The sequence below is a fragment of the Caulobacter sp. genome, from assembly GCF_039596335.1.
GTDB lineage: Bacteria > Pseudomonadota > Alphaproteobacteria > Caulobacterales > Caulobacteraceae > Caulobacter.
In genome coordinates this window covers 382,221-404,117 of the sequence record NZ_JBCNJZ010000006.1, presented here as the reverse complement: position 1 = coordinate 404,117, position 21,897 = coordinate 382,221, and the positions used below count along the sequence as shown (strand labels likewise).

The following is a 21,897-nucleotide window of genomic DNA, read 5'->3' as shown; positions in this document are numbered from 1 at the left end:
AGGATCGTGTGTCCTAAATTCAACAGTTATGTGCCGAGAAAGGCTCAGCCCAGCAAACTAGCGACGGCCGCGGGTCATCTCCACGCCCAGGTCCTGAATCTTCTTGCGCAGGGTGTTGCGGTTCAGGCCCAGGATCTCGGCGGCGCGGACCTGGTTGCCGCGCGTCGCCGACAGGGTCAGCTGAATCAGCGGACGCTCCACCTCTTCCAGGATCCGGTCATACAGGCCCGGGGCGGGCACGCCGTCCGGCTGGTCGGCGAAGTGCGACGCCAGGTGGCGCTCGACCAGGGTCGACAGGGTGACGGGCCCCTCCTCCGACCGGATGGCCGGGGTGTGGTCCTGCAATTCGCGGTCGACGATGCGGGCGGTGATCAGCTCCTCGGCATAGAGGGCGCACATCCGGCGCATCAGGTTTTCCAGCTCGCGGACATTGCCCGGCCACGGGTGGGTCTTCAGGCGGTCCAGGGCGCTCTGGTCGATGGTCTTGGCCGGCAGGCCTTCACGGGCGGCGCGCAGCAGGAAGGTGCGGGCCAGATCCGGAATGTCCTCGGCGCGGTCCCGGAGCGGAGGCAGGCGCACGGGGGCGACGTTCAGGCGGAAGAACAGATCTTCCCGGAACAGGCCCTGCTGGATCAAGCCGCGCAGGTCGCGATTGGTGGCGGCGATGATCCGCACATTCGGGCGGCGGCCGGTCTTGGGGTTGATCACCGGCTCGGTGCCGTCGATCACCCGCAGCAGGCGGGTCTGGGCGTCCAGCGGCATGTCGCCGATCTCGTCCAGGAACAGGGTGCCGCCGTCGGCTTCCACCAGGCGGCCGTTGTCGCCCTCCCCGCGCCCAAACAGTTCGGCCTCGACCCGCTCACGCGGCACGGCGGCCAGGTTGATGACCACGAACTTGCCGTCGCGACGGCGACCCAGTTCGTGCAGGGCGCGGGCGACCAGCTCCTTGCCGGTGCCGCTCTCGCCCAGGATCAGGACGGTCAGGTCGGCCCCGACCAGGCGGGCGATGGTGCGATAGACCTCCTGCATCGGCGCCGAGCGGCCGATCAGCGGCAGGCGCTCGTCGCGCATGGCGCGCGCCTGGGCCTTGGAGGCCTCGGTGTCGGCCGGACGCGACAGGGCCCGGCGCGCCGCAGCGGTGACGTCGTCGAGATCGAAGGGTTTGGAAACGTACTCGAACGCGCCGGCGTCGGCGGCGTTGACCGCCGTCAGCAGGGTGTTCTGGGCGCTCATCACGATGATCGGCAGCTTGGGCCGCTCCTTGCGGATGCGCGGCAGCACGTCGAACACGTTCTCGTCGGGCATCATCACGTCGGTGACGACAAGGTCGCCCTCGCCGTCCGTCACCCACTTGAGCAAGGTCGTGGCGTTGCCCGTGGCCCGGACCTGGAAGCCCAGACGGGTAAACGCCTGGCTCAGCACCAGCCGCACCGAGCTGTCATCGTCGGCGATCAGGATCTTCTTGCTCGCGGCGTTCATGCTCAGGCCTCTCCGGATACTGTTTCGGGAGCAACAGGCAGCAGCACGCGGAAGACCGTGCGGCCGGGTTCAGATTCGAAGTCGATCAGCCCGCCGTGGGCGGTGACCAGCTTGGTGACCAGGGCCAGGCCCAGGCCGGTGCCGTTGGCCTTGGTGGTGACGAACGGCTGAAACAGGTGGTCGCGCAGCGTGGCCGGCACGCCAGGACCGTTATCGATCACCTTGACCTCAATCGGCGCGCTGGCAGCTGCTTTCCCATCGGCGCCACGCACCCGCACGCCCGGTCGCCAGGCGGTCTGGATCGAGATGATCCCGCGATCGTCGCCGCGCATGTTCGCGGCCTCGGCGGCGTTCTTGGTCAGGTTCAGGAAGATCTGGATCAGGTGATCCTCATCGCCCCAGACCGGCGGCAGCGACGGGTCGTAGCTTTCCTTCAGTTGCAGGCCGTCGGCGACGCCGTTGGCGACCAGGGCCCGGACACGGTCCAGCACCTGGTGGATATTGACCGGCTCGCGAGGGGTCGGCGCCTCGTCGGAGAAGGCCTCCATGCGATCGACCAGGCGACGGATGCGGTCGGTCTCGTCGACGATTAGCTGGGCCAGCGGCTGGTCGACGGCGCTGGCGCCGGTCTTCAGCAGCTGAGCCGCGCCGCGGATGCCGGCCAGCGGGTTCTTGATCTCATGGGCCAGCATCTTGCCCAGGCCGACGACCGAGCGCAGCCCGGCCGCGTCGGCGGCGCGCTCAACGCCCAGCACGCCTTTCACGTGCAAGGTCAGCAGCACCGAGCCGTCGCCCAGCGGCGCAGCGGCGCCGTCGGCCTCGAACGGCGGCTGACCGAACAGATTGACCTCGACGCCGTGCTCGCGGACCAGCGCGCCCTCGAAGATCGCGCGGTCCAGCAGCGACACCAGGACCGAGCCCGGCGGCAGGGCGGCGCGGAAGCGACCGCGAGCCAGCAGCGACAGGCCGTGGCCGAACAGGGCCTCGGCGGCTTCGTTGACGGCCACCAGACCGCCTTCCCGATCGACGACCAGCGCCGGCTCAGGACTGAGGTCGAAGGCGGCGGCCTTCAGGGCTTCGGGGGTGATCCCTCCCAGGACGCGGGCGCGATCGGTCATGCGGCTAATCTCCCGCCCGCCAGCCACAGGTCGCTCAGGGCGGCCTCCACGGCGGCGGGGTCTTCAAGGCGACACAGGCTGGCGCGGGCGGCGCGACGCGCCTCGGCGGTCTCGGGCCACGGCGCGGCCTCGATGTACGAGGCCAGGTGCTTGCGAAACATCTTCAGGCCCAGCCGCTCGCCGTAGAACTCCAGGCTGCGGCGGAAGTGGGTGAGTGCAATCGCCAGGCGCTCCTCAGCCTGCGGCTCGGCAAAGCCCCGGCCTTCCAGCGCGGCCTCAATGGCGCCGGCGATCCAGGGACGACCATAAACGCCCCGGCCGATCATCACGCCGTCGGCGCCGGACTGCTCCAGGGCCTGGCGAGCGCTCTCGCCGTCGATGATGTCGCCATTGACCAGCACCGGCACCGAGACGGCCTGCTTGACCGCCGCGACGGCAGTCCAGTCGGCGACGCCCTTGTAGAACTGGCTACGTGTGCGGCCGTGCACCGTGATCGCCTTGGCGCCGACCGCTTCGGCGCGGCGCGCGATGTCTGGGGCGTTGCGCAAGGCGTCGTCCCAGCCCAGCCGCATCTTGACGGTGACCGGAATGTCGACGGCCTCGACCGCGGCGCTGACCAGGGCCTCGGCTAGGTCAGGCTCACGCATGATGGCCGAGCCCGATTGCTGGCCGGCGGACACTTCCTTGGCGGGACAGCCGAAATTCAGGTCGACGATCTGGGCGCCGGCGTCCGCGGCCATGCGCGCGCCCTTGGCCACCAGCTCCGGATCGCGCCCGACCAGCTGGACCACCATCAGCGGCAGCCCCTCGCCGACCGCTGCGCGGCGCACGACGTCAGGCCGCCCCCGCGCGAACTCGGCGCAGGCCACCATTTCCGTTGCCACGTAAGGCGCGCCGAGCGCCGTGGCGGTCTCTCTGAAGGGCAGGTCCGAGACCCCGGTCATAGGCGCAATCCACACCCGACCAGGGACTTCAACCCCGCCGACCTCGAGCTTGTTGCTCATTTTGTGATCATCCCCGTAGCTTTCTTTTTAGGCACATTGTGCGGCGCAGTAAAGCCCGGATGTGCTGGACAAAGGTCGCCATCGAACTAAACAGCGGCCATGACCTTTTCCGCCGTGATCGTCGCCGCCGGTTCGGGCTCCCGGGCCGGCCCCGGCCAGGCCAAGCAATGGCGGCTGGTGGCGGGCAAGCCGGTGCTGCGTTGGTCGGTCGAAGCGTTCCTGGCGGCCGGCGCGGCCGCAATCGTCATCGTAACGACCGAAGACGGCGAAAAGGCGCTCCCCGAGGTGCTGGCCGGCCTACCGGGCTGGCGCGTCGCCCGTGGGGGTGCGACTCGGGCGCTGTCGGTGCAGTCGGGCCTGGCCGCTCTCGCCGACCGCCCGCAGGACGAGCCAGTGCTGATTCACGACGCGGCCCGGCCGTTCGTCAGCGGCGCGACCATTGAAGGTGTGCTCAAGGCGCTCGAAGCCGCCGACGCCGCCCTGCCCGCTCTGCCCGTGGCCGATACGCTGAAGCGCGCCGAGCCGGGCCAGACCCCGAGCACGACCTCGCGCGAGCATCTGTGGCGCGCCCAGACGCCCCAGGCCGCGCGCCGCCAGACCCTGCTCGACGCCTATGCCGCCTGGTCCACAGGCGAGCCGACCGACGACGCCCAGGTGGTGGAAGCCGTCGGCGGCCGCGTGGCCATCGCGCCGGGCGACCCGCTCCTTCTGAAGCTCACCTATCCCGAGGATTTCGCCATGGCCGAACGGCTCGCCGGCGCTGCGCGCATCACCCGAGTCGGCCAGGGCTTCGACGCCCATCGCTGGGGGCCGGGCGAAGAGGTCTGGCTGTGCGGCGTGGCCATCAAGCACGACGAGACGCTGATCGGCCATTCCGACGCCGACGCCGGCCTGCACGCCCTGACCGACGCCATTCTGGGGGCCATCGGCGAAGGCGACATTGGCGACCACTTCCCGCCGACCGACGACAAATGGAAGGGCGCGGCCTCGGATCTGTTCCTCAAGCACGCCGTCGACCTGGTCACCGCCAAGGGCGGGTCGCTGGTCAATGTCGACGTGACCCTGATCTGCGAGCGCCCCAAGATCAAACCGCATCGCCAAGCCATGCGCGAGCGACTGGCGCAGATCCTGTCGCTGCCGCTGGACCGGGTCAGCGTCAAGGCGACCACGACCGAGAAGATGGGCTTCACCGGCCGTGGCGAAGGCCTGGCCGCTTCCGCCGTCGTCGCGGTCGAGACACCGGTCTAAGATAAAGCGCGAATCCGGAGGCCCGCATGTTCCCGCTGGAAATCGAGACCCTAGCCCGACTGCTGATCGACGAGGCTCGGTCCAAGTCCCTGCGCCTGGTCACGGCCGAGAGCTGCACCGGCGGCCTGGTCGCCGGCGCGATCTGCGCCATCAGCGGTGCCTCCGACGTCTTCGAACGCGGCTTCGTCACCTACACCAACCGCGCCAAGTCCGAGATGCTGGGCGTGCCGGGCGACCTGATCGCCGACCACGGGGCGGTGTCCGAGCCCGTAGCGCGGATGATGGCCGAGGGCGCGCTGCGCGAGAGCAATGGCAATGTGGCCGTATCGATCACCGGCGTCGCCGGCCCCGGCGGCGGCTCGCCGCTGAAGCCGGTCGGCACGGTCCACTTCGCCGTCGCCCGCGCCAACCGCTCGGTCGTCCACCGGCATGAGCGCTTCGACGGCGAGACGCGGGAGGCGGTGCAGCTGGCCGCGATCCGCACGGCGCTGGAGATGCTGCGCGAGGCGGTGGCCTAGGTGCCGGAGACCGCGCCCAGCGACTGGAGACGCTTCTCGGGCGTCAACCTCTCGCAGCGGGCGCTGAAGGCCGCCGCCGCCCGCAAGACCGAGATCCGCCACGCCATCCGCGTCTCGGCCGCCGTCGGCGCGGCCTTCGCCCTGGCCACGGCCCTACGCCTGCCGCAGGGCTATTGGGCCGTGTTCACCGCCGTCATCGTGGTGCAGTCCAGCCTGGGCGCGACCATCACCGCCTCGATGGAGCGGTTGATGGGCACGATCGTCGGCGCGCTGGTCGGCGCCGTCGCGGCCTATTTCCACGCCAAGGCCCCGGACCTGGGCGGCGTCATCCTGTGCGTGACCGTGGCCCTGCTGGCCTTCTTGGTCTCGATGCGCCCGGCCCTGAAGGTCGCGCCCGTCACCGCCGTCATCATGCTGATCGGCACCACCACGCACATGGACCCGCTGCTGGCGGCCGGCTGGCGCGTGGCCGAGATCGCCGTCGGCAGCCTCGTGGGCGTCGCCGCCACCCTGCTGATCTTCCCGGCCCGCGCCCACGCCTCGGTGGTGACCAGCGTCCAGAAGATCGCCGGCCTGCAGGCCCACATCCTGGAAAGCCATGTCCAGACCCTGCGCGGCACGCCAGGGCCCACCGACTATCTCAAGGCCCAGGACGACCTTCGCGCGGCCTTGGCCAAGTTGCAGAGCGGCATGACCGAGGCCGACCGCGAGAGCGCCACCAAGCTGTCCGACCGCTCGGTGTCCGAAGCCCTGCCCCGCACGCTCTGGCGACTGCGCAACGACACGGTGATGATCGGCCGAGCCCTGCGCCAGCCGCTACCGGCTGAAGACCTCGCGCCCGCCGCCGCCGACATGCTGGAAGCCAGCGCCCGCTTCCTGCGCGGCACAGCCGACCTGCTGGCCGGCGGTGCGCGGCCCGACCGCATCGCCTTCGCCCAAGCGCACCAGGCCTTTCACGACAATGTGGAGGTCATGCGCGAGAAGGGCCTGACGCAGGAGCTGGCCTTCGACGACGCCGCCCGCGTGTTCGGCCTGGTCTTCGCGATCGAGAACCTGTTCTCCAACCTCGGCGACTTCGAAGAGCGCATCGAGGAAGCAACGGCGAAGAAGGACTAGGCCTTTACGCCGTAGATCTGCTTGGCCCGGTCCTCGAAGCAACCGATCAGCTTGCCCGCGGCCTTGTCGACATTCGCGGCCAGCATGGCGTCCAGCAGGGCCGACTTGAAAGCGAAGTCGATGACGAACTCGATGCGCGTGGCGTCGCCTTCCGGCACGAAGCGCCAGCCGTTGCTCAGGCGTTTGAACGGCCCGTACAGCAGGCTGACGTCGATGCTCAGGGCTTCGCGGTCGCGGCGCACCCGGGTGGCGAATTTCTCGCGCAGGAACGAGAAGCCGACCTGGGCTTCGGCGTCGATCGTGCTGACCGCGCCATCCTCGCGGCCGTTCCAGGTGCGCATGCCGGTGATCCACGGCACGAACTTCGGATAGGCCTCGACGTCGCCGACCAGGTCGAACAGCTGCGCGGGCGCGTACGGCAGCACGCGCGTGACCACATGGCGGTGCAAGGCTTACGCCTTGCGGGCGTCGAGGGCGCGGCGGGCGGCCTGCAGCTTGGCGAAGTCCTCGCCCGCGTGGTGCGACGAGCGGGTCAGCGGGCTGGACGAGACCATCAGGAAACCCTTGGCCCGGGCGATCGCCTCATAGGCCTTGAACTCTTCCGGCGTCACGAAGCGGTCGATGGCCGCGTGCTTGCGGGTCGGCTGCAGGTACTGGCCGATGGTGATGAAGTCGACGCCGGCCGAACGCATGTCGTCCATGACCTGCATGACCTCTTCCTTGGTCTCACCCAGGCCGACCATCAGGCCGGACTTGGTGAACTGGGAAGGATCGCGCTGCTTCACGCGGTCCAGCAGGCGCAGCGAGTTGTAGTAGCGCGCGCCGGGGCGGATCTTGAGATACAGCCGCGGCACGGTCTCGAGGTTGTGGTTGAAGACGTCCGGGCGGGCGTCGATCACCACGTTCTCGGCCCCGTCCTTGCGCAGGAAGTCGGGCGTCAGGATCTCGATGGTCGTGGTCGGCGCCGCGGCGCGGATGGCGGTGACCACCTCGGCGAAGTGACGAGCGCCGCCGTCCAGCAGGTCGTCGCGGTCCACCGAGGTGATGACCACGTGCTTGAGGCCCATCTTGGCGACGGCCTCGGCCACACGGCGCGGCTCGTCGGGATCCAGCTGCGTCGGCAGGCCGGTGGTGACGTTGCAGAAGGCGCAGGCGCGGGTGCAAATCTCGCCCATGATCATCATGGTCGCGTGCTTCTGGCTCCAGCACTCGCCGATGTTCGGGCAGGCCGCTTCCTCGCAGACCGTGGTCAGACGGTTCTCGCGAACGATGCTCTTGGTCTCATTGTACTGACCCGAGCCCGGGGCGCGCACGCGCAGCCATTCGGGTTTGCGGAGCACCGGGGTGTCCGGGCGGTTCTGCTTTTCGGGGTGGCGCACAGCCCGGTCTTCCGGGTTGCGAGCCTTGAGGGTGTCGATCACCGTGGCCATGGCGCCTAAATCGGTCTTCTTGGCCTCCGGATCAAGCGCTTGATCTTGCTTAAGGCCGCGATGCGCGAAATGACTGGGGCGTATGCGTCGCCGCCTTGTGACTATCGCCCTTGCCCTGAGCCCGATCGTGGCCGTTTCCGCCTGCGGTGACGGAGGCTCGCGCGCGCCGTTTGCAGAGAGCCGGACGCCGCCCGCGCTGAGCGCGCGCTTCTATCCGCCGCAAGGCTGGGCCTGGGGTTTCGTGCGCAGCGGCGAAGGCCCGGTGCAGCGCTACGGCGTCTCGGCCCCGCCGGTCGCGCCGCGCGCCAACCTGCTGATCCTGACCGGCTATGGCGAGACCGCCGAGGCCTGGTTCGAGACCGTCTCGGAACTGAACGCCGCCGGCTTCACGGTCTGGGTGCTTGAGCGCCAGGGTCAGGGCGGCTCCGAGCGCGCCACGCCGTGGCGCGACCTGGGCCATGTCGACAGCTTCGATCCCGACGTCGCGGCGATCCGGGCCTTGCGCCAGGGCGTGATCCGGCCCGACGAGACTATCCCGTTCGTGGTGCTGGGCCATTCCGAGGGCGGGCTGGCAGCCTTGCGCGCCGCCCAGCAGGGCCTGGCCATGGACGGCCTGGTGTTGTCATCGCCGGCCTTCGGCCTCAGCGCCCTGCCTCGTCCCCGCTCCGACTTCGCCAAGTTCACTCCGGCCATGCGGTTCTTGCGCCTGGGCTGGATCCGCACGCCCGATCAGGGCGGCTGGAAGCGCGAGGGTCCCGACGGCGTCCAGTCCGGCCAGACCCACGATCCCGCGCGCGGCAAGGTCCAGGCCGCCTGGATGCTGGCCAATCCCGACCTGCGGATGGGCGGACGGAGCCTCGGCTGGTTCGCGGCCTTCTTCGACGCTTCCGAGGCCGCGGCCCGCGACGCCGGCCGGGTGACCGTCCCGACGCTGATGCTGGACGCCGGCCAGGACAAGGCCGTCACCGCCACGCCCCAGACCCGGATCTGCCAGGCCATGCCGGCCTGCCAGGAGACCCGCTATCCAGCTGCGGGCCATGACCTGCACATGGAATCGGACGCCGTCCGCCAGCCTTGGCTGGCCGCGATCATCGACTTCACCCGGGCCCGCGCCGCCGCCAAAACCCCGCCCCGCAAGGGCTGACCCTCACGGTTTGTGACTCTTTCTTGCAAAGCGGGACCTTCGTCGGCAGTCTCCGCGTTCAAGAAACGAGAGCGCGCTTTCGCTCTTCGGGGAGGTTTCGCCGGCATGCCGGTAGCTTACGATGTGCGTGATGGCGACAAGGCCATCTTCGACGCCCTGATCGACGCCAAGGACAAGTACGGCGCCAAGAAGCCGATCCTTGAGGATCAGGACCGCAACCCGCTCAGCTATACGGACCTGATCCGGGCCAGCTTCGCGCTGGGCCGCAAGATCGCCGCCATGACCAAGCCGGGCGAGAACGTCGGGATCCTGCTGCCGTCGGGCGCGGGTTCGGTGGTGACCTTCTTCGCCCTGCACGCCTTCGGCCGTGTGCCGACCATGCTGAACTTCACCGCCGGCCTGCGCAACATCAAGGCCGCTGTGAAGCTGGCCGGGGTCAAGCGCGTGCTGACCGCTCACAAGTTCATTGAGCTGGGCAAACTGCACGACATCGTCGACGCCATCGGCGAGCAGGCCGAGATCACCTATCTGGAAGACGTGCGCGGCACGATCGGCCTGACGGACAAGCTGTTCGCGGCCGCCGCCGGCCTGTTCCCGCGCCAGTTCCGCGCCCCGGCCAAGCCCGGCGACAAGGGCGTTGTCCTATTCACCTCGGGCAGCTTTGGCGCGCCGCGCGGCGTGGTGCTGACCCAGGCCAACCTGGTGTCCAACGCCCAGCAGATCGCCGCCCACATCGCGCTGGATCCGGACTGGGTGTTCTTCAACCCGCTGCCGGTCTTCCACTGCTTTGGCCTGACCGCCGGCGTGATCCTGCCGATCATGAGCGGCATGAAGGCGTTCCAGTACCCCTCGCCGCTGCACACCAAGCAGATCCCGCCGCTGCTGAAGGACGCCAAGGCCTCCGTGCTGCTGGCGACCGACACCTTCGTCAACCAGTACGCCCGCGCGGCCGAACGCGACGAGATGGCAGGGTTGAAGTTCATCGTCTGCGGCGCCGAGAAGGTCCGCGAAGAGACCCACGACCTGATCCAGGAAAAGTTCGGCGCCGTGCCAGTGCTGGAAGGCTACGGCGCGACCGAGGCCTCGCCGGTCATCGCGGTCAATAAGCCCAAGGACAATCGCCGCGGCACGGTCGGCGGCCTGCTGCCCGGCCAGGAATGGAAGATCGAGCCCGTCGAGGGCATCGCCGAGGGCGGTCGGCTGCTGGTGCGCGGCCCCAACATCATGGCCGGCTATCTGCGCGAGGACGGCGGCGTCGACGCGCCCGAGGGCGGCTGGCACGACACCGGCGACGTCGTCACCATGACCGACGACCTGTGGATCACCATCAAGGGCCGCGTGAAGCGCTTCGCCAAGATCGGTGGCGAAATGGTCTCCCTGACCGCCGCCGAGGATCTGGCCTCGGCTGTGTGGCCCGACGGCCGCCACGCCGTGATCTCGATGCCGGACAAGAAGAAGGGCGAAAAGCTGATCCTGGTCACCGACTGCCAGACCGCCGCCGTCACCTCGCTGGTGGCCCATGCCCAGAGCATCGGCGCGCCCGAACTGGCCGTGCCGCGCAAGATCCTCAAGGTCACCCAGGTGCCCGTCCTGGGCAGCGGCAAGACCGATTATGTCGCCATCCAACGCATGGCCGAGGCCGCCTAATGGAACGTCTTCACGTCTGGTCGCCGCGCGTGCTGAGCGTGCTGCGGATCATCGTCGCCCTGCTGTTCATGGAACACGGCTTCATGAAGCTGTTCCAGTTCCCCGGGCCGCAGCCGGGCGCGCCCAGCCCCCTGCCCTTGCTGCTGACGGCCGCCGGTGCGCTGGAAATCTTCGGCGGGGCGCACATCCTGATCGGCCTGTTCACGCGGCCGTTCGCCTTCCTGCTGTCGGGCATGATGGCCGTGGCCTATTTCACCGCTCACGCCAGCCAGGGCTTTTGGCCCGGCCTGAACGGCGGTGAGCCGGCGATCCTCTACTGCTTTGTCTTCCTGTACTTCGTCTTCCAGGGCGGCGGCGAGTGGAGCATCGACGCCCAGGTCCGCAAGCGGCCCTAGAACTCGGCGCCCAGGGCTTCCAGCTCCGCGCGGAAGCCCAGTTTGCGGCTGTGCATGGCCCGCAGGTCGGCGACGAAGGCCGCATGGTCGGGATATTCGCCGAAGTCGCCGATCATCACCGACAACGACTCCGCCTCCAGCAGCTGGCGCGCGGCCTCGGCATAGCGCGGGGCGACGCCATAGGTCAGCACGTACTGGATCGAGGCCCGTAGCAGCAGGGTCGCGGCCAGCGGATAGCTACCCTCCAGCCGCCGGGCGGCCTCGGTCATCAGCGTGTCGTCTCCGCCGTGGATCTCCCCGGCCCGGTTCAGCACCAGGCGCGAGGCGGCCGGCAGGTCGGGCCATGAGACCAGGAACGCAAGAGCCCGGTCGAACTGCGGATAGCGCTTGGCCACGGCCTTGGCCTGGTCCTCGGCCTCGACATCGTCGAAGTCCGGCAGGCCCTTGAGGTAGGCCCGCAGGCGCGGGATCGACAGCGTGCGCTCGAACTCGGCCCAGCGGCGCTTCTGGGCCTCTTCCTGATGACCGGTGGCCTCCAGGGCCTCCAGCATCGCCTCTTCCCAGGCCGAGCGCTCCTCCAGCGAGCTCTGGTGGCGACCGGCCTTGTCGCTGGGCGCGCCGGCCTGCAGCGTCGCCAGGGCGTCCTCGGGCCGGCCGGCGGCCAGCAGGCGACGGGCGATCTCGGCCGAGACCAAAGGCGTCTTGCGCAGTTCTGGGGCGAAGGTGGCTTCGAAGGCGTCGACATCGCCGCTGGCGTCGGCCAGACGGCGCAGGGCGTCCTTGTAGACGGCAGTACGGGCATCACGAACCGTGCGGGCGGCCAGCAGCTTTTCCAGGGCATCACGGAGGTGTGCCTGTCCCTTCTTTCCCAGGGCGGGCGCCAGGACGTTCACGACAGGTCCGAATTGGGTGTAGTCGTCGCGGCGCAGCAGCTTGGCGATGCGGTCGCCCAAGGCGATGGGATCCGGCACGGCCCCGGCCGCGATGGCGCCGATCCCGTCGCGGGCCGCCAGGAAGACGTCGCCGATCGGTCCTTCGGCCTGGCTAAGCCGATCCAGGGTCGGCGTTGCCATGTCCAGCAAGTCCAGCATCAGGTCGAGGGCGGCGTTGGCGTCGTCCGCCGCCAGCCGCTCGATCATCGTGCGATGCAGGTCCAGGTCCTTGGCGAAGGCCGCGCGCTTGCGCCAATTGATGCGCGACGACGACTTGCCGACCGTCGCTAGGCGCTTGCCGATTTCCAGCGCCAGGCCTTCGGTGTTCGATTCCGCGAACAGCTCCAGCCGCAGCAGACGCTTGACGTGGCTGTCGCTGGAGAGGTTGAGGAGGATGGCGGCGAGGCGCTCGGGACCCAGGTCGACCAGATTGGCCTCGGAAAGGGTCGTCTTGGACCCTTTCCGTGCCTTCGGCTTGTCACCCGTCGTCGCGGCGGCCTTGCGCGCCATCCAGTATCCTTAGATGTGCAGAACGCGACCGTAGGCGTCCAGAGCGGCTTCGTGCATGGCTTCCGACATGGTCGGGTGAGCATAGACGATGCCGTGGATGTCTTCCTCGGTGGCTTCCAGGGTGATCGCCGTGACGAAGCCCTGGATCATTTCCGTGACTTCGTGGCCGATCATGTGGGCGCCGATCAGGGCGCCGGTCTTGGCGTCGAACACAGTCTTCACGAAGCCTTCGATCTCGCCCGCGGCCACGGCCTTGCCGTTGACCTTGAACGGGAAGCGGCCCGCCTTGACCTCGATGCCGGCCGCCTTGGCGCTGGCCTCGGTGTAGCCCACCGAGGCGACCTGCGGGTTGGCGTAGGTGCAGCCCGGGATCGGCGAGTTGACGTTCGGGGTCTTGTAGCCGGCGATGGCCTCGGCGGCGTGGATGCCCTCGTGGCTGGCCTTGTGGGCCAGCCAGGGACCGCCGGCGATGTCGCCGATGGCGTACAGGCCCGGGACGTTGGTCTTGCAGTGCTTGTCGGTCACGGCGTGGCCGCGGTCCAGGTTCAGGCCGACGGCGTCGAGGCCTTCGCTGTTGGGCGCGATGCCGACGGCGACGATGCACTTCTCGGCGGTCAGCTGCTCGATCTTGCCGCCGACGTCGACGGTGACCGAGACGCCGTCCTTGGTCTTCTCCACCTTGGAGACCTTGGCGCCGATGCGGAAGTTGATGCCGCGCTTTTCGAAGGCCTTTTGCGCGGCCTTGGAGACCTCGGCGTCCTCGACCGGCATGATGCGGTCCAAGGCCTCGACGACGGTCACTTCGGCGCCCAGGGCGCGGTAGAAGCTGGCGAACTCGATGCCGATGGCGCCCGAGCCGATCACGACCAGCGACTTGGGCATGCTCTTGGGCGCCAGGGCGTCACGATAGGTCCAGATCTTGTCGCCGTCCGCGACCGCGCCGATCGCCGGGATCTCGCGAGCGCGGGCGCCGCTGGCCAGGATCACGTTCTTGGCCTGGACCGTGCGGCTGCCGCCGGCCTTCAGGGCGATGACCAGCTTCGGAGCGGGATTGCCCTTCTCGAGCTTGGCCTCGCCCTCGATCACTTCGATCTTGTGCTTCTTCATCAGGAAGGCGATGCCGCCCGACATGGTCTTGGCCACGCCGCGCGAACGCTCGATGATCTTGTTGAAGTCGAACGAGGCGCCCTGCACGGCCAGGCCGTAGCCCGACAGGTGCGACAGCTGCTCGTAGATCTCGCCGGACTTCAGCAGCGCCTTGGTGGGGATGCAGCCCCAGTTCAGGCAGATGCCGCCCAGGTTCTCACGCTCGACGATGGCCGTCTTCAGGCCCAGCTGGCTGGCGCGGATCGCGGCCACGTAGCCGCCAGGACCGGCGCCGATGACGACGACATCGAATTCCGTGGACATGTTCTTCTAACCCTAGCTTGAGCGCCGACCGCGAGAGCGGCGGCGTCTGGGAGAAACTAAAGCAGCGCCTCGACCGCGACCTTGAGGTCTTCCGGCTTGGTGGTGGGCGCGAAACGCTCGACGACTTCGCCGTCGCGACCGATCAGGAACTTGGTGAAGTTCCACTTGATCGCCTCGGTGCCCAGCAGGCCCTTCTGCTCCTTTTTGAGGAAGGCATAGAGCGGGTGGGCGTCGGCGCCATTGACGTCGATCTTGCTCATGACCGGGAAGGTCACGTCGTAGGTCAGCGAGCAGAAGCTGGCGATCTCCTCGGCGTTCCCCGGCTCCTGAGCGCCGAACTGATTGCAGGGGAAGGCCAGGACCGTGAAGCCACGGTCCTTGTAGGCCTTGTAGAGCGCCTCGAGGCCTTCGTACTGGGGCGTGAACCCGCACTTGCTGGCGGTGTTCACGATCAGCAGCACCTGGCCGCGATAGTCGGCCAGGCTCGCGTCCTGGCCGTCCAGCGTCTTGGCAGAGTAGTCGTAGACCGACATCGTCGCCCTCCCCGCTACCGGATCAGACGATCAGGGTCAGCGGCTCTTCGATCAGCGGCTTGAAGGCCGCCAGGAACTTGGCGCCGACCGCGCCGTCGACCACGCGGTGATCGCAGGTCAGGGTCACGGTCATCACCGTGGCCACGGCCAGCTGGCCGTTCTTGACCACCGGACGCTGCTCGCCCGCGCCGACGCTCATGATCGCGCCTTGCGGCTCGTTGATGATCGACGAGAAGGCCTTGATGCCGAACATGCCCAGGTTCGAGACCGAGAAGGTGCCGCCCTGGAATTCCTCGGGCTTCAGCTTCTTGGCCTTGGCGCGGGCGGCTAGGTCCTTCATCTCGGCCGAGATCTGGGCCAGGCCCTTGGTCTCGGCGGCGCGGATGATCGGGGTGATCAGGCCGCCGTCGATGGCCACGGCCACGGCGATGTCGGCATGCTTGTGCATGGCGATGCCTTCCGGCGTGTAGGAGGCGTTGGCCTCCGGCACGCGCTTCAGCGCCACGGCGGCGGCCTTGATGACGATGTCGTTGACCGACACCTTCACGCCCTGGCCTTCCAGCAGGCTGTTGATCTTCGCGCGGGCGGCCAGCAGGCCGTCCAGCTCGATGTCGATCGTCAGCGGGAAGTGCGGCACGTCGCGGAAGCTTTCCGTCAGGCGGCGCGCGATGGTCTTGCGCATGCCGTCCAGCGGGACGAGATCGTAGGAGCCGGCGGGAATGCCCATCTGCTCAAGCGACTGAACCTTGCGCGGCTCGGCGGCGGCCGGCGCAGCAGCGGCGGCGGTCGGGGCAGCCTTGGCGGCCGGAGCGCCCGACTTGGCGGCTTCGACGTCAGCCTTGACCACGCGGCCACGCGGGCCGGTGCCCTTGATGGTCTTCAGGTCCAGGCCGGCGGTGGCGGCCAGACGGCGGGCCAGCGGCGAGGCCAGGACGCGCGAACCATCTGCGGCGACCGGAGCCGGCGCGGCGGCGGGAGCCGGAGCAGCAGCGGCCGGGGCGGCAGCAGCCGGAGCCGGCGCAGCAGCGGCGGCAGCCTTGGGCGCTTCGGCCTTCGGAGCCGGCGCGGGAGCCTCGCCCTCGCCCGCCAGTTTGGCGATCAGGGCGTTGACCTTGACGTTCTCAGTCCCGGCGTCGACCAGGATGGCCTCAATCACGCCTTCGTCGACGGCTTCGACTTCCATCGTCGCCTTGTCGGTCTCGATCTCGGCGATCACGTCGCCGGCCTTGACGGTGTCACCGACCTTGACGTGCCACTTGGCGAGGGTTCCCTCCTCCATGGTGGGCGACAGGGCGGGCATCAGGATGTCGATCGACATTGAGCTTTTTCCTCAATCGTTCGGGACGCTCGCGCCCCGATACCCCGCTTTGACGCGGGATGAATTCGTTGGCCAAGACGATGCGGCCCCCGCCCGTCGAGGGTGAGGGCCGCGCCGGTCTTAGCGGTAGCAGACCGTCTTGGCCGCCTTCACGATCTTCTCGACCGAAGGCAGGCTGAGGACTTCCAGGTTCGCAGCATAGGGCAGCGGCACGTCTTCCTGGTGAACCCGCAACGGCGGAGCATCCAGGTAGTCGAAGCCGAACTCGGTGATGCGCGAGACGATCTCGGCGCCGACGCCCATCGGGCCCCAGCCTTCCTCGACCGTGACCAGACGGTTGGTCTTCTTGACGCTTTCCAGCACGGTGTCGTGGTCCATCGGACGGATCGTGCGCAGGTCGACGACCTCCGCCGAGATGCCTTCCTTCTCCAGCTCCTCGGCCGCCTTCAGGGCAAAACCGACCATGCGGCTGTAGGCCACCAGGGTGACGTCCGAGCCTTCGCGACGGATCTTGGCCTTGCCGATCGGCACGACCCAGTCCTCGACATCCGGGATGTCGAACTCGTGGCCGTACATCATCTCGTGCTCGAGGAAGACGACGGGGTTCGGATCGCGGATCGCGGCCTTCAGCAGGCCCTTGGCGTCAGCGGCGTCGTAAGGCGCGATGACCTTCAGGCCCGGGACGTTGCCGTACCAGGCGGCATAGTCCTGGCTGTGCTGAGCGCCGACGCGCGAGGCCGCGCCGTTGGGACCACGGAACACGATCGACGACTTGATCTGACCGCCCGACATGTACAGCGTCTTGGCGGCCGAGTTGATGATGTGGTCGATCGCCTGCATGGCGAAGTTCCAGGTCATGAACTCGACGATCGGCTTCAGGCCGGCCATCGCCGCGCCGACGCCCATGCCGGCGAAGCCGTGCTCGGTGATCGGGGTGTCGATGACGCGCTTGTCGCCGAACTCTTGCAGCAACTCGCGGCTGACCTTGTAGGCGCCCTGATACTGAGCGACTTCCTCGCCCATCAGGAACACGCGGTCGTCGCGGCGCATCTCCTCGGCCATGGCGTCACGCAGGGCGTCGCGGACCGTGATCTTCTTCAGCGGCTTACCGGCGATGTCCGGGTCGGCGAAGGTCGAGGCGGCCGAGATCGGGCCACCAGCAGCCGGAGCAGCCGCGACCGGAGCCGGGGCGGCTTCAGCGGCGGGCGCGGCAGCCGGAGCGGCCGGAGCCGCGGCTTCGCCCTCGCCCTTCAGGCGCGCGATCAGGGTGTTGACCTTGACGTTCTCGCTGCCGGCCGGGACCAGGATGGCTTCCACCACGCCTTCGTCGACGGCTTCGACTTCCATCGTCGCCTTGTCGGTCTCGATCTCGGCGATCACGTCACCAGCCTTGATGGTGTCGCCTTCCTTGACGAGCCACTTGGCCAGGATGCCTTCCTCCATGGTGGGGGAAAGCGCGGGCATCAGGATGTCCGTCACTCGGCGGCCTCCAGGTAGACGTCGGTATACAGTTCCGAGGGATCGGGCTCGGGGCTCGTGCGGGCGAACTCGGCGGCTTCGGCGACGATGCGCTTCACTTCCGCGTCGACGCCCTTCAGGTCGTCTTCGGTGACGCCGGCGGCGGCCAGGCGTTCCTTGATGTGGTCGATCGGGTCGCGGGTCGTCTTGACCTCGTCGACCTCTTCCTTGGTGCGGTACTTGGCCGGGTCAGACATCGAGTGGCCGCGATAGCGATAGGTCTTCATCTCAAGGATGTAGGGACCTTGGCCGCTACGGGCGTGCTCGGTGGCGCGGGCGCCAGCTTCGCGAACCGCTACGACGTCCATACCGTCGACCTGCTCGCCCGGGATCCGGAACGAGGTGCCGCGCTTGTGGAAGTCGGTCTCGGACGCCGCGCGCTCGACGCTGGTGCCCATGGCGTATTGGTTGTTCTCGATCACGTACACGACCGGCAGCTTCCAAAGCTGGGCCATGTTGAAGCTCTCGTAGACCTGGCCCTGGTTCGCCGCGCCGTCGCCCATGTAGGCGTAAGAGACGTTGCCGTTGTTCTTGTAGCTGTTGGCCAGCGCCAGGCCCGTGCCCAGCGCCACCTGGGCGCCGACGATGCCATGGCCGCCGTAGAAGCCGGTCTCGATGTCGAACATGTGCATCGAGCCGCCCTTGCCCTTGGACGAACCGCCGGCGCGGCCGGTCAGCTCGGCCATGACCTCGCGGGGATCCATGCCAGCGGCCAGCATGTGGCCGTGGTCACGATAGCCCGTGATGATCTGGTCGCCCTTCTGCGAGATCGACTGCATGCCGACCGCGATGGCTTCCTGACCGATGTACAGGTGGCAGAAGCCGCCGATCAGGCCCATGCCGTACAGCTGGCCGGCGCGCTCCTCGAAGCGGCGGATCAGCAGCATGTCCTGATAGAATTTCAGGAGTTCGTCCTTGCCGACGAAGGTGTTGACACCGGTTTCCGGCGCCTTTCCCTCAGAGGCCTCAGCCTTGCGCGTACGCGCCATTCAAATCTCCCTGGCCAGTCTTCATCGCGGCCTTAGCCCTGAAGAGCATTTCCCGCCGAAGACGTCGTCGGTTCCGCGAAGGAAACGCTCTGATGCACTGTCAGGCGGCCTGGATCGAATTGATCCGTGGACTGCCCGGCTGTCGTTTCCGAAGCGTACGCGACCGGTCAGCTGGGACGCTTGACGCGGATCACATAGTCTCTCGGGTCGGCATATCCTAGGAGGGAACGCGCACGCTCTTCCAGGAGATCAGCCGACAGACTGCCGCTGCGTAATAAACGAGCGCGGGCCTCCAGGTCCATCCTCTCCGCACGTATCTTCCTGAGTTCCCTTGTTTTCGCTGCGAGATCAGCGCTGCGCTGCGAGATGGACAGCAGGCCCCGATCACCCGTCAGAGCGTGAAAGGCGAAGTAGAAAATCAGGAAAAAGATCGCCGCAGTCGGCAGGAAGGGTTGCAGTCGGGCGAACATCTGAGCGTCCCAGAGAGGGATTCGCAGGATCGCCGACCGTGCTTAACGCCTTCTAAATCTGGGCATTGAGAACGCCGCTCGACATCTCGCCCGCCAGGCGAACAATGCTTTCAGATGAGATGGTTTCAGGCGCATCTAGATGCCGCATCGCCGAAGCCTTTTCGCGACCGCGAACGCAGCCGAAATCGTCTCGTTTGAAACGACTGCTCAGCTTTTAGAAAATTTGTGAGTTAACAGCTCAGCGAGCCTCTCCGCCCCCCGTCATGGCTTCCGTTTTCGCCTGAGAATCGCCACGAATAGCGCAGCCTATGGTGGCGTTCGGGGAGGAACAAAACCGATGACATCGCGTCGAAACGTGTTGTTGAGCGCCTTCGCGGGCGTGGCCGCGCCGATCTGGGCGCACGCCGAGGACCCGGGAATCGTCAAAGGCCGCAAGGGCGGGCCCAACATGATCAAGGGCGATCCGCCCAGGCTGGACTTCGGCGGTGGCCTGCTGATCCCTATGGGACGCACCACCTTCACGGCGGCCGTCTGGGATGGCCAGGACCGCTGGATCACCTATGGACGCGCCTTGGCGGTCAATCAGATGCGCGCCATGGCCCAGGCCGAGCAGAGCGCCATCGCCAAAATGAAGTTCGCGCTGCTGACCCTGGCCTTCGCGCCTGAGCGGCTGGAGCGGTTCGAAACCTGCGGCTGGAAGCTGAAGAGCGGCAACGCCGCCGACTATATCAAGGGTGACATCGCCCTGCCCGGCCGCCCGGTCATGCCGACCGTCGACCGCGTCAACGGCCAACTGGGCCAGAATGTCGAGGACGCGGCCGACGGCGACTCCGGCTTTCACGCCATCACCGGCTACATGGTGATGAAGGCCGACGCGCCGCTGAGTTACGTCAAGCAAAAGGCGCAGCTCCTTTCGGAAGCTGCGCCTTCGTAAAGTCCGATAACTAATAGGGCCTTAGCGGCCCTTCAGCGCCGCGCGAGCGGCATAGACGCCCTGGTCGTCCAGCATCTCTTCGATCCGCAGCAGCTGGTTGTACTTCGCCGTACGGTCCGAGCGGGCCAGCGAGCCGGTCTTGATCTGACCGCAGTTCAAGGCCACGGCTAGGTCGGCGATGGTGCTGTCCTCGGTCTCGCCCGAGCGGTGGCTCATGACGCTGGTGTAGCCGTGGCGGTGCGCCAGTTCGACGGCGTCGATGGTCTCCGACAGCGTGCCGATCTGGTTGACCTTGACCAGGATCGAGTTGGCCAGGCCCTTGTTCAGGCCCATCTGCAGGCGTTCCGGATTGGTCACGAACAGGTCGTCGCCGACCAGCTGGACCTTCTTGCCCAGGGTGTCGGTCAGCAGCTTCCAGCCTTCGAAGTCGTCCTCGGCCATGCCGTCTTCGATCGACAGGATCGGGAACTTGCCGGCCAGACCGGCCAGGTAGTCGACCATCTGGGCCGGATCCAGCGACTTACCTTCGCCTTCCAGCTCGTACTTGCCGTTCTTGAAGAATTCGGTTGAGGCCACGTCCAGGCCCAGGACGAAGTCCTCACCGGCCTTGTAGCCGGCCTTCTCGCCAGCCTTGACGATGAAGTCCAGCGCGGCTTCGGCCGAGGCCAGGTTCGGGGCGAAGCCGCCCTCGTCGCCGACGTTGGTGTTGTGGCCGGCGTCCTTCAGAGCCTTCTTCAGGCTGTGGAAGATCTCGGCGCCCATGCGCAGGCCTTCACGGAATTCCTTGGCGCCGGTCGGCAGGATCATGAATTCCTGGATGTCGATCGGGTTGTCGGCGTGGGCGCCGCCGTTGATGATGTTCATCATCGGGGTCGGCAGCACGCGGGCGTTCACGCCGCCGACGTACTTGTACAGCGGCAGGCCGGCCGACTCGGCGGCGGCCTTGGCGGCGGCCAGCGACACGCCCAGGATGGCGTTGGCGCCCAGGCGGGCCTTGTTCGGCGTGCCGTCCAGCTCGATCAGCAGGGTGTCGAGGCGACGCTGGTCTTCGGCGTCCACGCCCGACAGAGCGTCAAAGATCTCACCGTTCACGGCGTCGACGGCCTGCTGCACGCCCTTGCCCAGATAGCGGTCCTTGTCGCCATCACGCTTTTCGCTGGCTTCGTGGGCGCCGGTCGAGGCGCCCGACGGCACGGCGGCGCGGCCAAAGGCGCCGTCTTCCAGAACGACGTCGACTTCGACGGTCGGGTTGCCCCGGCTGTCGAGAATTTCGCGGGCGATGATGTCGACGATCTCGGTCATGACTGCTCCTCAAGGCCAAAAGGCGCGGGAGCCTTAGCCGCCAAGCGCTCTTCGCGCAACTTGACTTCCCTTCGGGGCAGCCGCCGATCCTCGCCAAAACAGGAGGAAGCCATGCTGGACGTCGAACGCCGCGGCCCGATCGCCATCGTCACCCTGAACCGACCCGAGGCCATGAACGCCTTGTCCAAGGGCCTGCGCAAGGCGTTGCACGAGGCCATGGTCCATCTCGACCAGGATCCGGACGTCAGTGTCGTAATCCTGACCGGCGCTGGCGAAAGGGCCTTCACCGCCGGCCTAGACCTCAAGGAGTTGGGCGGCGATCCGGACGCCATGGGCGCGGCCAATGACCAGGACGCCCGCTCCAATCCGGTGCGCGCCGTCGAGACCTGCCGCAAGCCGGTGATCGGCGCGATCAACGGCGTGGCCATCACCGGCGGCTTTGAACTGGCTCTGGCCTGTGACGTGCTGATCGCCTCGGAGACCGCCCGCTTCGCCGACACCCATGCCCGGGTCGGGATCATGCCCGGTTGGGGCCTGTCGCAGAAGCTGTCGCGCCTGATCGGCATCCATCGCGCCAAGGAGCTGTCGCTGACCGGCAACTTCCTGGACGCCCGCACCGCCGCCGACTGGGGCCTGGTCAATCGAGTCGTCCCCGTCGCCGACCTGCTGGCGACCGCCGTGCAGATGGCCGAGGACATGGCCTCGATCCCGGTCGAGACGCTGGCGTTCTACAAGGGCCTGATCGACGAAGGCTATGCCCAGACCTTCGGCGACGGCCTGAAGACCGAGCACGCCCGCTCCTCCGTGCACAATCGCGAGGTCACGCCGGAGAAGGTCGAGGCCCGTCGCCGCCAGGTGATGAGCCGCGGCCGCTCGCAGTAG

The 21,897-nt window shown here is 67.8% G+C and carries 21 protein-coding genes; 8 read left to right on the top strand and 13 right to left on the bottom strand.

Annotated elements, in window-relative coordinates:
• Positions 1 to 57 precede the first annotated feature (57 nt).
• The 3 genes from ABDW31_RS15180 to dusB are packed head-to-tail and all read right to left on the bottom strand — an operon-like array spanning position 58 to position 3,601.
• Positions 58 to 1,479 carry a sigma-54 dependent transcriptional regulator gene (locus ABDW31_RS15180; RefSeq protein ID WP_184719606.1) on the bottom strand — a complete coding sequence of 474 codons (1,422 nt, stop codon included), beginning with the start codon at positions 1,477 to 1,479 and terminating at the stop codon, positions 58 to 60.
• A 2-nt stretch (positions 1,480 to 1,481) separates the two neighbouring features.
• On the bottom strand, positions 1,482 to 2,597 hold the full coding sequence (locus tag ABDW31_RS15175; RefSeq protein WP_184719608.1) for a nitrogen regulation protein NR(II): 1,116 nt from the start codon (positions 2,595 to 2,597) through the stop codon (positions 1,482 to 1,484).
• Positions 2,594 to 3,601, bottom strand: coding sequence for a tRNA dihydrouridine synthase DusB (gene dusB, locus ABDW31_RS15170; protein ID WP_184719610.1), 1,008 nt, complete (start codon positions 3,599 to 3,601; stop codon positions 2,594 to 2,596). The genes ABDW31_RS15175 and dusB overlap by 4 nt, the downstream gene beginning before the upstream one ends.
• A 99-nt stretch (positions 3,602 to 3,700) precedes the next feature.
• Between dusB and ABDW31_RS15165 the strand changes: the two genes are divergently transcribed.
• From ABDW31_RS15165 to ABDW31_RS15155, 3 genes are read left to right on the top strand one after another with little or no spacing between them, the layout of a single operon-like run.
• Positions 3,701 to 4,849, top strand: coding sequence for a bifunctional 2-C-methyl-D-erythritol 4-phosphate cytidylyltransferase/2-C-methyl-D-erythritol 2,4-cyclodiphosphate synthase (locus tag ABDW31_RS15165; RefSeq protein WP_184719612.1), 1,149 nt, complete (start codon positions 3,701 to 3,703; stop codon positions 4,847 to 4,849).
• Between the two features lie 26 nt (positions 4,850 to 4,875).
• Positions 4,876 to 5,367, top strand: coding sequence for a CinA family protein (locus ABDW31_RS15160; protein WP_184719614.1), 492 nt, complete (start codon positions 4,876 to 4,878; stop codon positions 5,365 to 5,367).
• Entirely contained in the window at positions 5,368 to 6,483 is a 1,116-nt protein-coding gene (locus ABDW31_RS15155) for an FUSC family protein (RefSeq protein WP_184719616.1), read from the top strand.
• Here ABDW31_RS15155 and ABDW31_RS15150 read toward each other — a convergent pair.
• Together ABDW31_RS15150 and lipA are read right to left on the bottom strand one after the other, a co-directional pair.
• Positions 6,480 to 6,932 (bottom strand): type II toxin-antitoxin system RatA family toxin, encoded by a 453-nt coding sequence (locus ABDW31_RS15150; RefSeq protein ID WP_184719618.1) that lies wholly within the window; start codon positions 6,930 to 6,932, stop codon positions 6,480 to 6,482. The genes ABDW31_RS15155 and ABDW31_RS15150 overlap by 4 nt on opposite strands.
• 3 nt (positions 6,933 to 6,935) lie before the next feature.
• Complete coding sequence (gene lipA / locus ABDW31_RS15145) at positions 6,936 to 7,913, bottom strand: lipoyl synthase (protein WP_184719620.1); 978 nt, start codon at positions 7,911 to 7,913, stop codon at positions 6,936 to 6,938.
• Between the two features lie 82 nt (positions 7,914 to 7,995).
• On the opposite strand from lipA, the gene ABDW31_RS15140 reads away from it, so the two are divergent.
• The 3 genes from ABDW31_RS15140 (at position 7,996) to ABDW31_RS15130 (ending at position 11,099) form a co-directional block, all read left to right on the top strand.
• The gene (locus ABDW31_RS15140) at positions 7,996 to 9,057 is read left to right on the top strand and encodes an alpha/beta hydrolase (RefSeq protein ID WP_184719622.1); all 1,062 of its coding nucleotides are present in this window, start codon (positions 7,996 to 7,998) and stop codon (positions 9,055 to 9,057) included.
• Positions 9,058 to 9,162: 105 nt separating this feature from the next.
• Positions 9,163 to 10,704 carry an AMP-binding protein gene (locus ABDW31_RS15135; protein WP_184719624.1) on the top strand — a complete coding sequence of 514 codons (1,542 nt, stop codon included), beginning with the start codon at positions 9,163 to 9,165 and terminating at the stop codon, positions 10,702 to 10,704.
• Positions 10,704 to 11,099 (top strand): DoxX family protein, encoded by a 396-nt coding sequence (locus tag ABDW31_RS15130; RefSeq protein ID WP_184719626.1) that lies wholly within the window; start codon positions 10,704 to 10,706, stop codon positions 11,097 to 11,099. The genes ABDW31_RS15135 and ABDW31_RS15130 overlap by 1 nt, the downstream gene beginning before the upstream one ends.
• On the opposite strand, the gene ABDW31_RS15125 is transcribed toward ABDW31_RS15130, so the two are convergent.
• From ABDW31_RS15125 to ABDW31_RS15095, 7 genes are all read right to left on the bottom strand, one after another.
• Positions 11,096 to 12,541 carry a DUF6880 family protein gene (locus tag ABDW31_RS15125; protein ID WP_184719628.1) on the bottom strand — a complete coding sequence of 482 codons (1,446 nt, stop codon included), beginning with the start codon at positions 12,539 to 12,541 and terminating at the stop codon, positions 11,096 to 11,098. The two genes, ABDW31_RS15130 and ABDW31_RS15125, sit on opposite strands and share 4 nt — an antisense overlap.
• Before the next feature lie 9 nt (positions 12,542 to 12,550).
• Complete coding sequence (lpdA, locus tag ABDW31_RS15120) at positions 12,551 to 13,951, bottom strand: dihydrolipoyl dehydrogenase (RefSeq protein ID WP_343699079.1); 1,401 nt, start codon at positions 13,949 to 13,951, stop codon at positions 12,551 to 12,553.
• Positions 13,952 to 14,007: 56 nt separating this feature from the next.
• Positions 14,008 to 14,484 carry a glutathione peroxidase gene (locus tag ABDW31_RS15115; protein WP_184719631.1) on the bottom strand — a complete coding sequence of 159 codons (477 nt, stop codon included), beginning with the start codon at positions 14,482 to 14,484 and terminating at the stop codon, positions 14,008 to 14,010.
• 22 nt (positions 14,485 to 14,506) lie between these two features.
• Positions 14,507 to 15,802: a pyruvate dehydrogenase complex dihydrolipoamide acetyltransferase gene (locus ABDW31_RS15110; protein WP_184719633.1), complete on the bottom strand. Its 1,296-nt coding sequence runs from the start codon at positions 15,800 to 15,802 to the stop codon at positions 14,507 to 14,509.
• 120 nt (positions 15,803 to 15,922) lie between these two features.
• Complete coding sequence (locus ABDW31_RS15105; protein ID WP_184719635.1) at positions 15,923 to 17,281, bottom strand: pyruvate dehydrogenase complex E1 component subunit beta; 1,359 nt, start codon at positions 17,279 to 17,281, stop codon at positions 15,923 to 15,925.
• Positions 17,278 to 18,309 carry a pyruvate dehydrogenase (acetyl-transferring) E1 component subunit alpha gene (gene pdhA / locus ABDW31_RS15100; RefSeq protein WP_184719637.1) on the bottom strand — a complete coding sequence of 344 codons (1,032 nt, stop codon included), beginning with the start codon at positions 18,307 to 18,309 and terminating at the stop codon, positions 17,278 to 17,280. Before pdhA ends, ABDW31_RS15105 begins: the two co-directional genes overlap by 4 nt.
• Positions 18,310 to 18,476: 167 nt before the next feature.
• A complete protein-coding gene (locus ABDW31_RS15095) occupies positions 18,477 to 18,779 on the bottom strand; it encodes a septum formation initiator family protein (protein ID WP_172263984.1) in 303 nt (100 codons plus the stop codon).
• A gap of 361 nt (positions 18,780 to 19,140) precedes the next feature.
• On the opposite strand from ABDW31_RS15095, the gene ABDW31_RS15090 reads away from it, so the two are divergent.
• A complete protein-coding gene (locus ABDW31_RS15090; RefSeq protein WP_184719639.1) occupies positions 19,141 to 19,713 on the top strand; it encodes a hypothetical protein in 573 nt (190 codons plus the stop codon).
• A gap of 21 nt (positions 19,714 to 19,734) precedes the next feature.
• On the opposite strand, the gene eno is transcribed toward ABDW31_RS15090, so the two are convergent.
• A complete protein-coding gene (gene eno, locus ABDW31_RS15085) occupies positions 19,735 to 21,015 on the bottom strand; it encodes a phosphopyruvate hydratase (protein ID WP_184719641.1) in 1,281 nt (426 codons plus the stop codon).
• Positions 21,016 to 21,126: 111 nt separating this feature from the next.
• On the opposite strand from eno, the gene ABDW31_RS15080 reads away from it, so the two are divergent.
• Positions 21,127 to 21,897, top strand: coding sequence for an enoyl-CoA hydratase (locus ABDW31_RS15080; protein WP_184719643.1), 771 nt, complete (start codon positions 21,127 to 21,129; stop codon positions 21,895 to 21,897).

Coding starts and splice junctions, on each gene's coding strand:
- ABDW31_RS15180 (WP_184719606.1), bottom strand. CDS start 1,479: ATGAACGCCGCGAGCAAGAAGATCCTGATCGCCGACGATGACAGCTCG.
- ABDW31_RS15175 (WP_184719608.1), bottom strand. CDS start 2,597: ATGACCGATCGCGCCCGCGTCCTGGGAGGGATCACCCCCGAAGCCCTG.
- dusB (WP_184719610.1), bottom strand. CDS start 3,601: ATGAGCAACAAGCTCGAGGTCGGCGGGGTTGAAGTCCCTGGTCGGGTG.
- ABDW31_RS15165 (WP_184719612.1), top strand. CDS start 3,701: ATGACCTTTTCCGCCGTGATCGTCGCCGCCGGTTCGGGCTCCCGGGCC.
- ABDW31_RS15160 (WP_184719614.1), top strand. CDS start 4,876: ATGTTCCCGCTGGAAATCGAGACCCTAGCCCGACTGCTGATCGACGAG.
- lipA (WP_184719620.1), bottom strand. CDS start 7,913: ATGGCCACGGTGATCGACACCCTCAAGGCTCGCAACCCGGAAGACCGG.
- ABDW31_RS15140 (WP_184719622.1), top strand. CDS start 7,996: ATGCGTCGCCGCCTTGTGACTATCGCCCTTGCCCTGAGCCCGATCGTG.
- ABDW31_RS15135 (WP_184719624.1), top strand. CDS start 9,163: ATGCCGGTAGCTTACGATGTGCGTGATGGCGACAAGGCCATCTTCGAC.
- ABDW31_RS15130 (WP_184719626.1), top strand. CDS start 10,704: ATGGAACGTCTTCACGTCTGGTCGCCGCGCGTGCTGAGCGTGCTGCGG.
- ABDW31_RS15125 (WP_184719628.1), bottom strand. CDS start 12,541: ATGGCGCGCAAGGCCGCCGCGACGACGGGTGACAAGCCGAAGGCACGG.
- lpdA (WP_343699079.1), bottom strand. CDS start 13,951: ATGTCCACGGAATTCGATGTCGTCGTCATCGGCGCCGGTCCTGGCGGC.
- ABDW31_RS15115 (WP_184719631.1), bottom strand. CDS start 14,484: ATGTCGGTCTACGACTACTCTGCCAAGACGCTGGACGGCCAGGACGCG.
- ABDW31_RS15110 (WP_184719633.1), bottom strand. CDS start 15,802: ATGTCGATCGACATCCTGATGCCCGCCCTGTCGCCCACCATGGAGGAG.
- pdhA (WP_184719637.1), bottom strand. CDS start 18,309: ATGGCGCGTACGCGCAAGGCTGAGGCCTCTGAGGGAAAGGCGCCGGAA.
- ABDW31_RS15095 (WP_172263984.1), bottom strand. CDS start 18,779: ATGTTCGCCCGACTGCAACCCTTCCTGCCGACTGCGGCGATCTTTTTC.
- eno (WP_184719641.1), bottom strand. CDS start 21,015: ATGACCGAGATCGTCGACATCATCGCCCGCGAAATTCTCGACAGCCGG.
- ABDW31_RS15080 (WP_184719643.1), top strand. CDS start 21,127: ATGCTGGACGTCGAACGCCGCGGCCCGATCGCCATCGTCACCCTGAAC.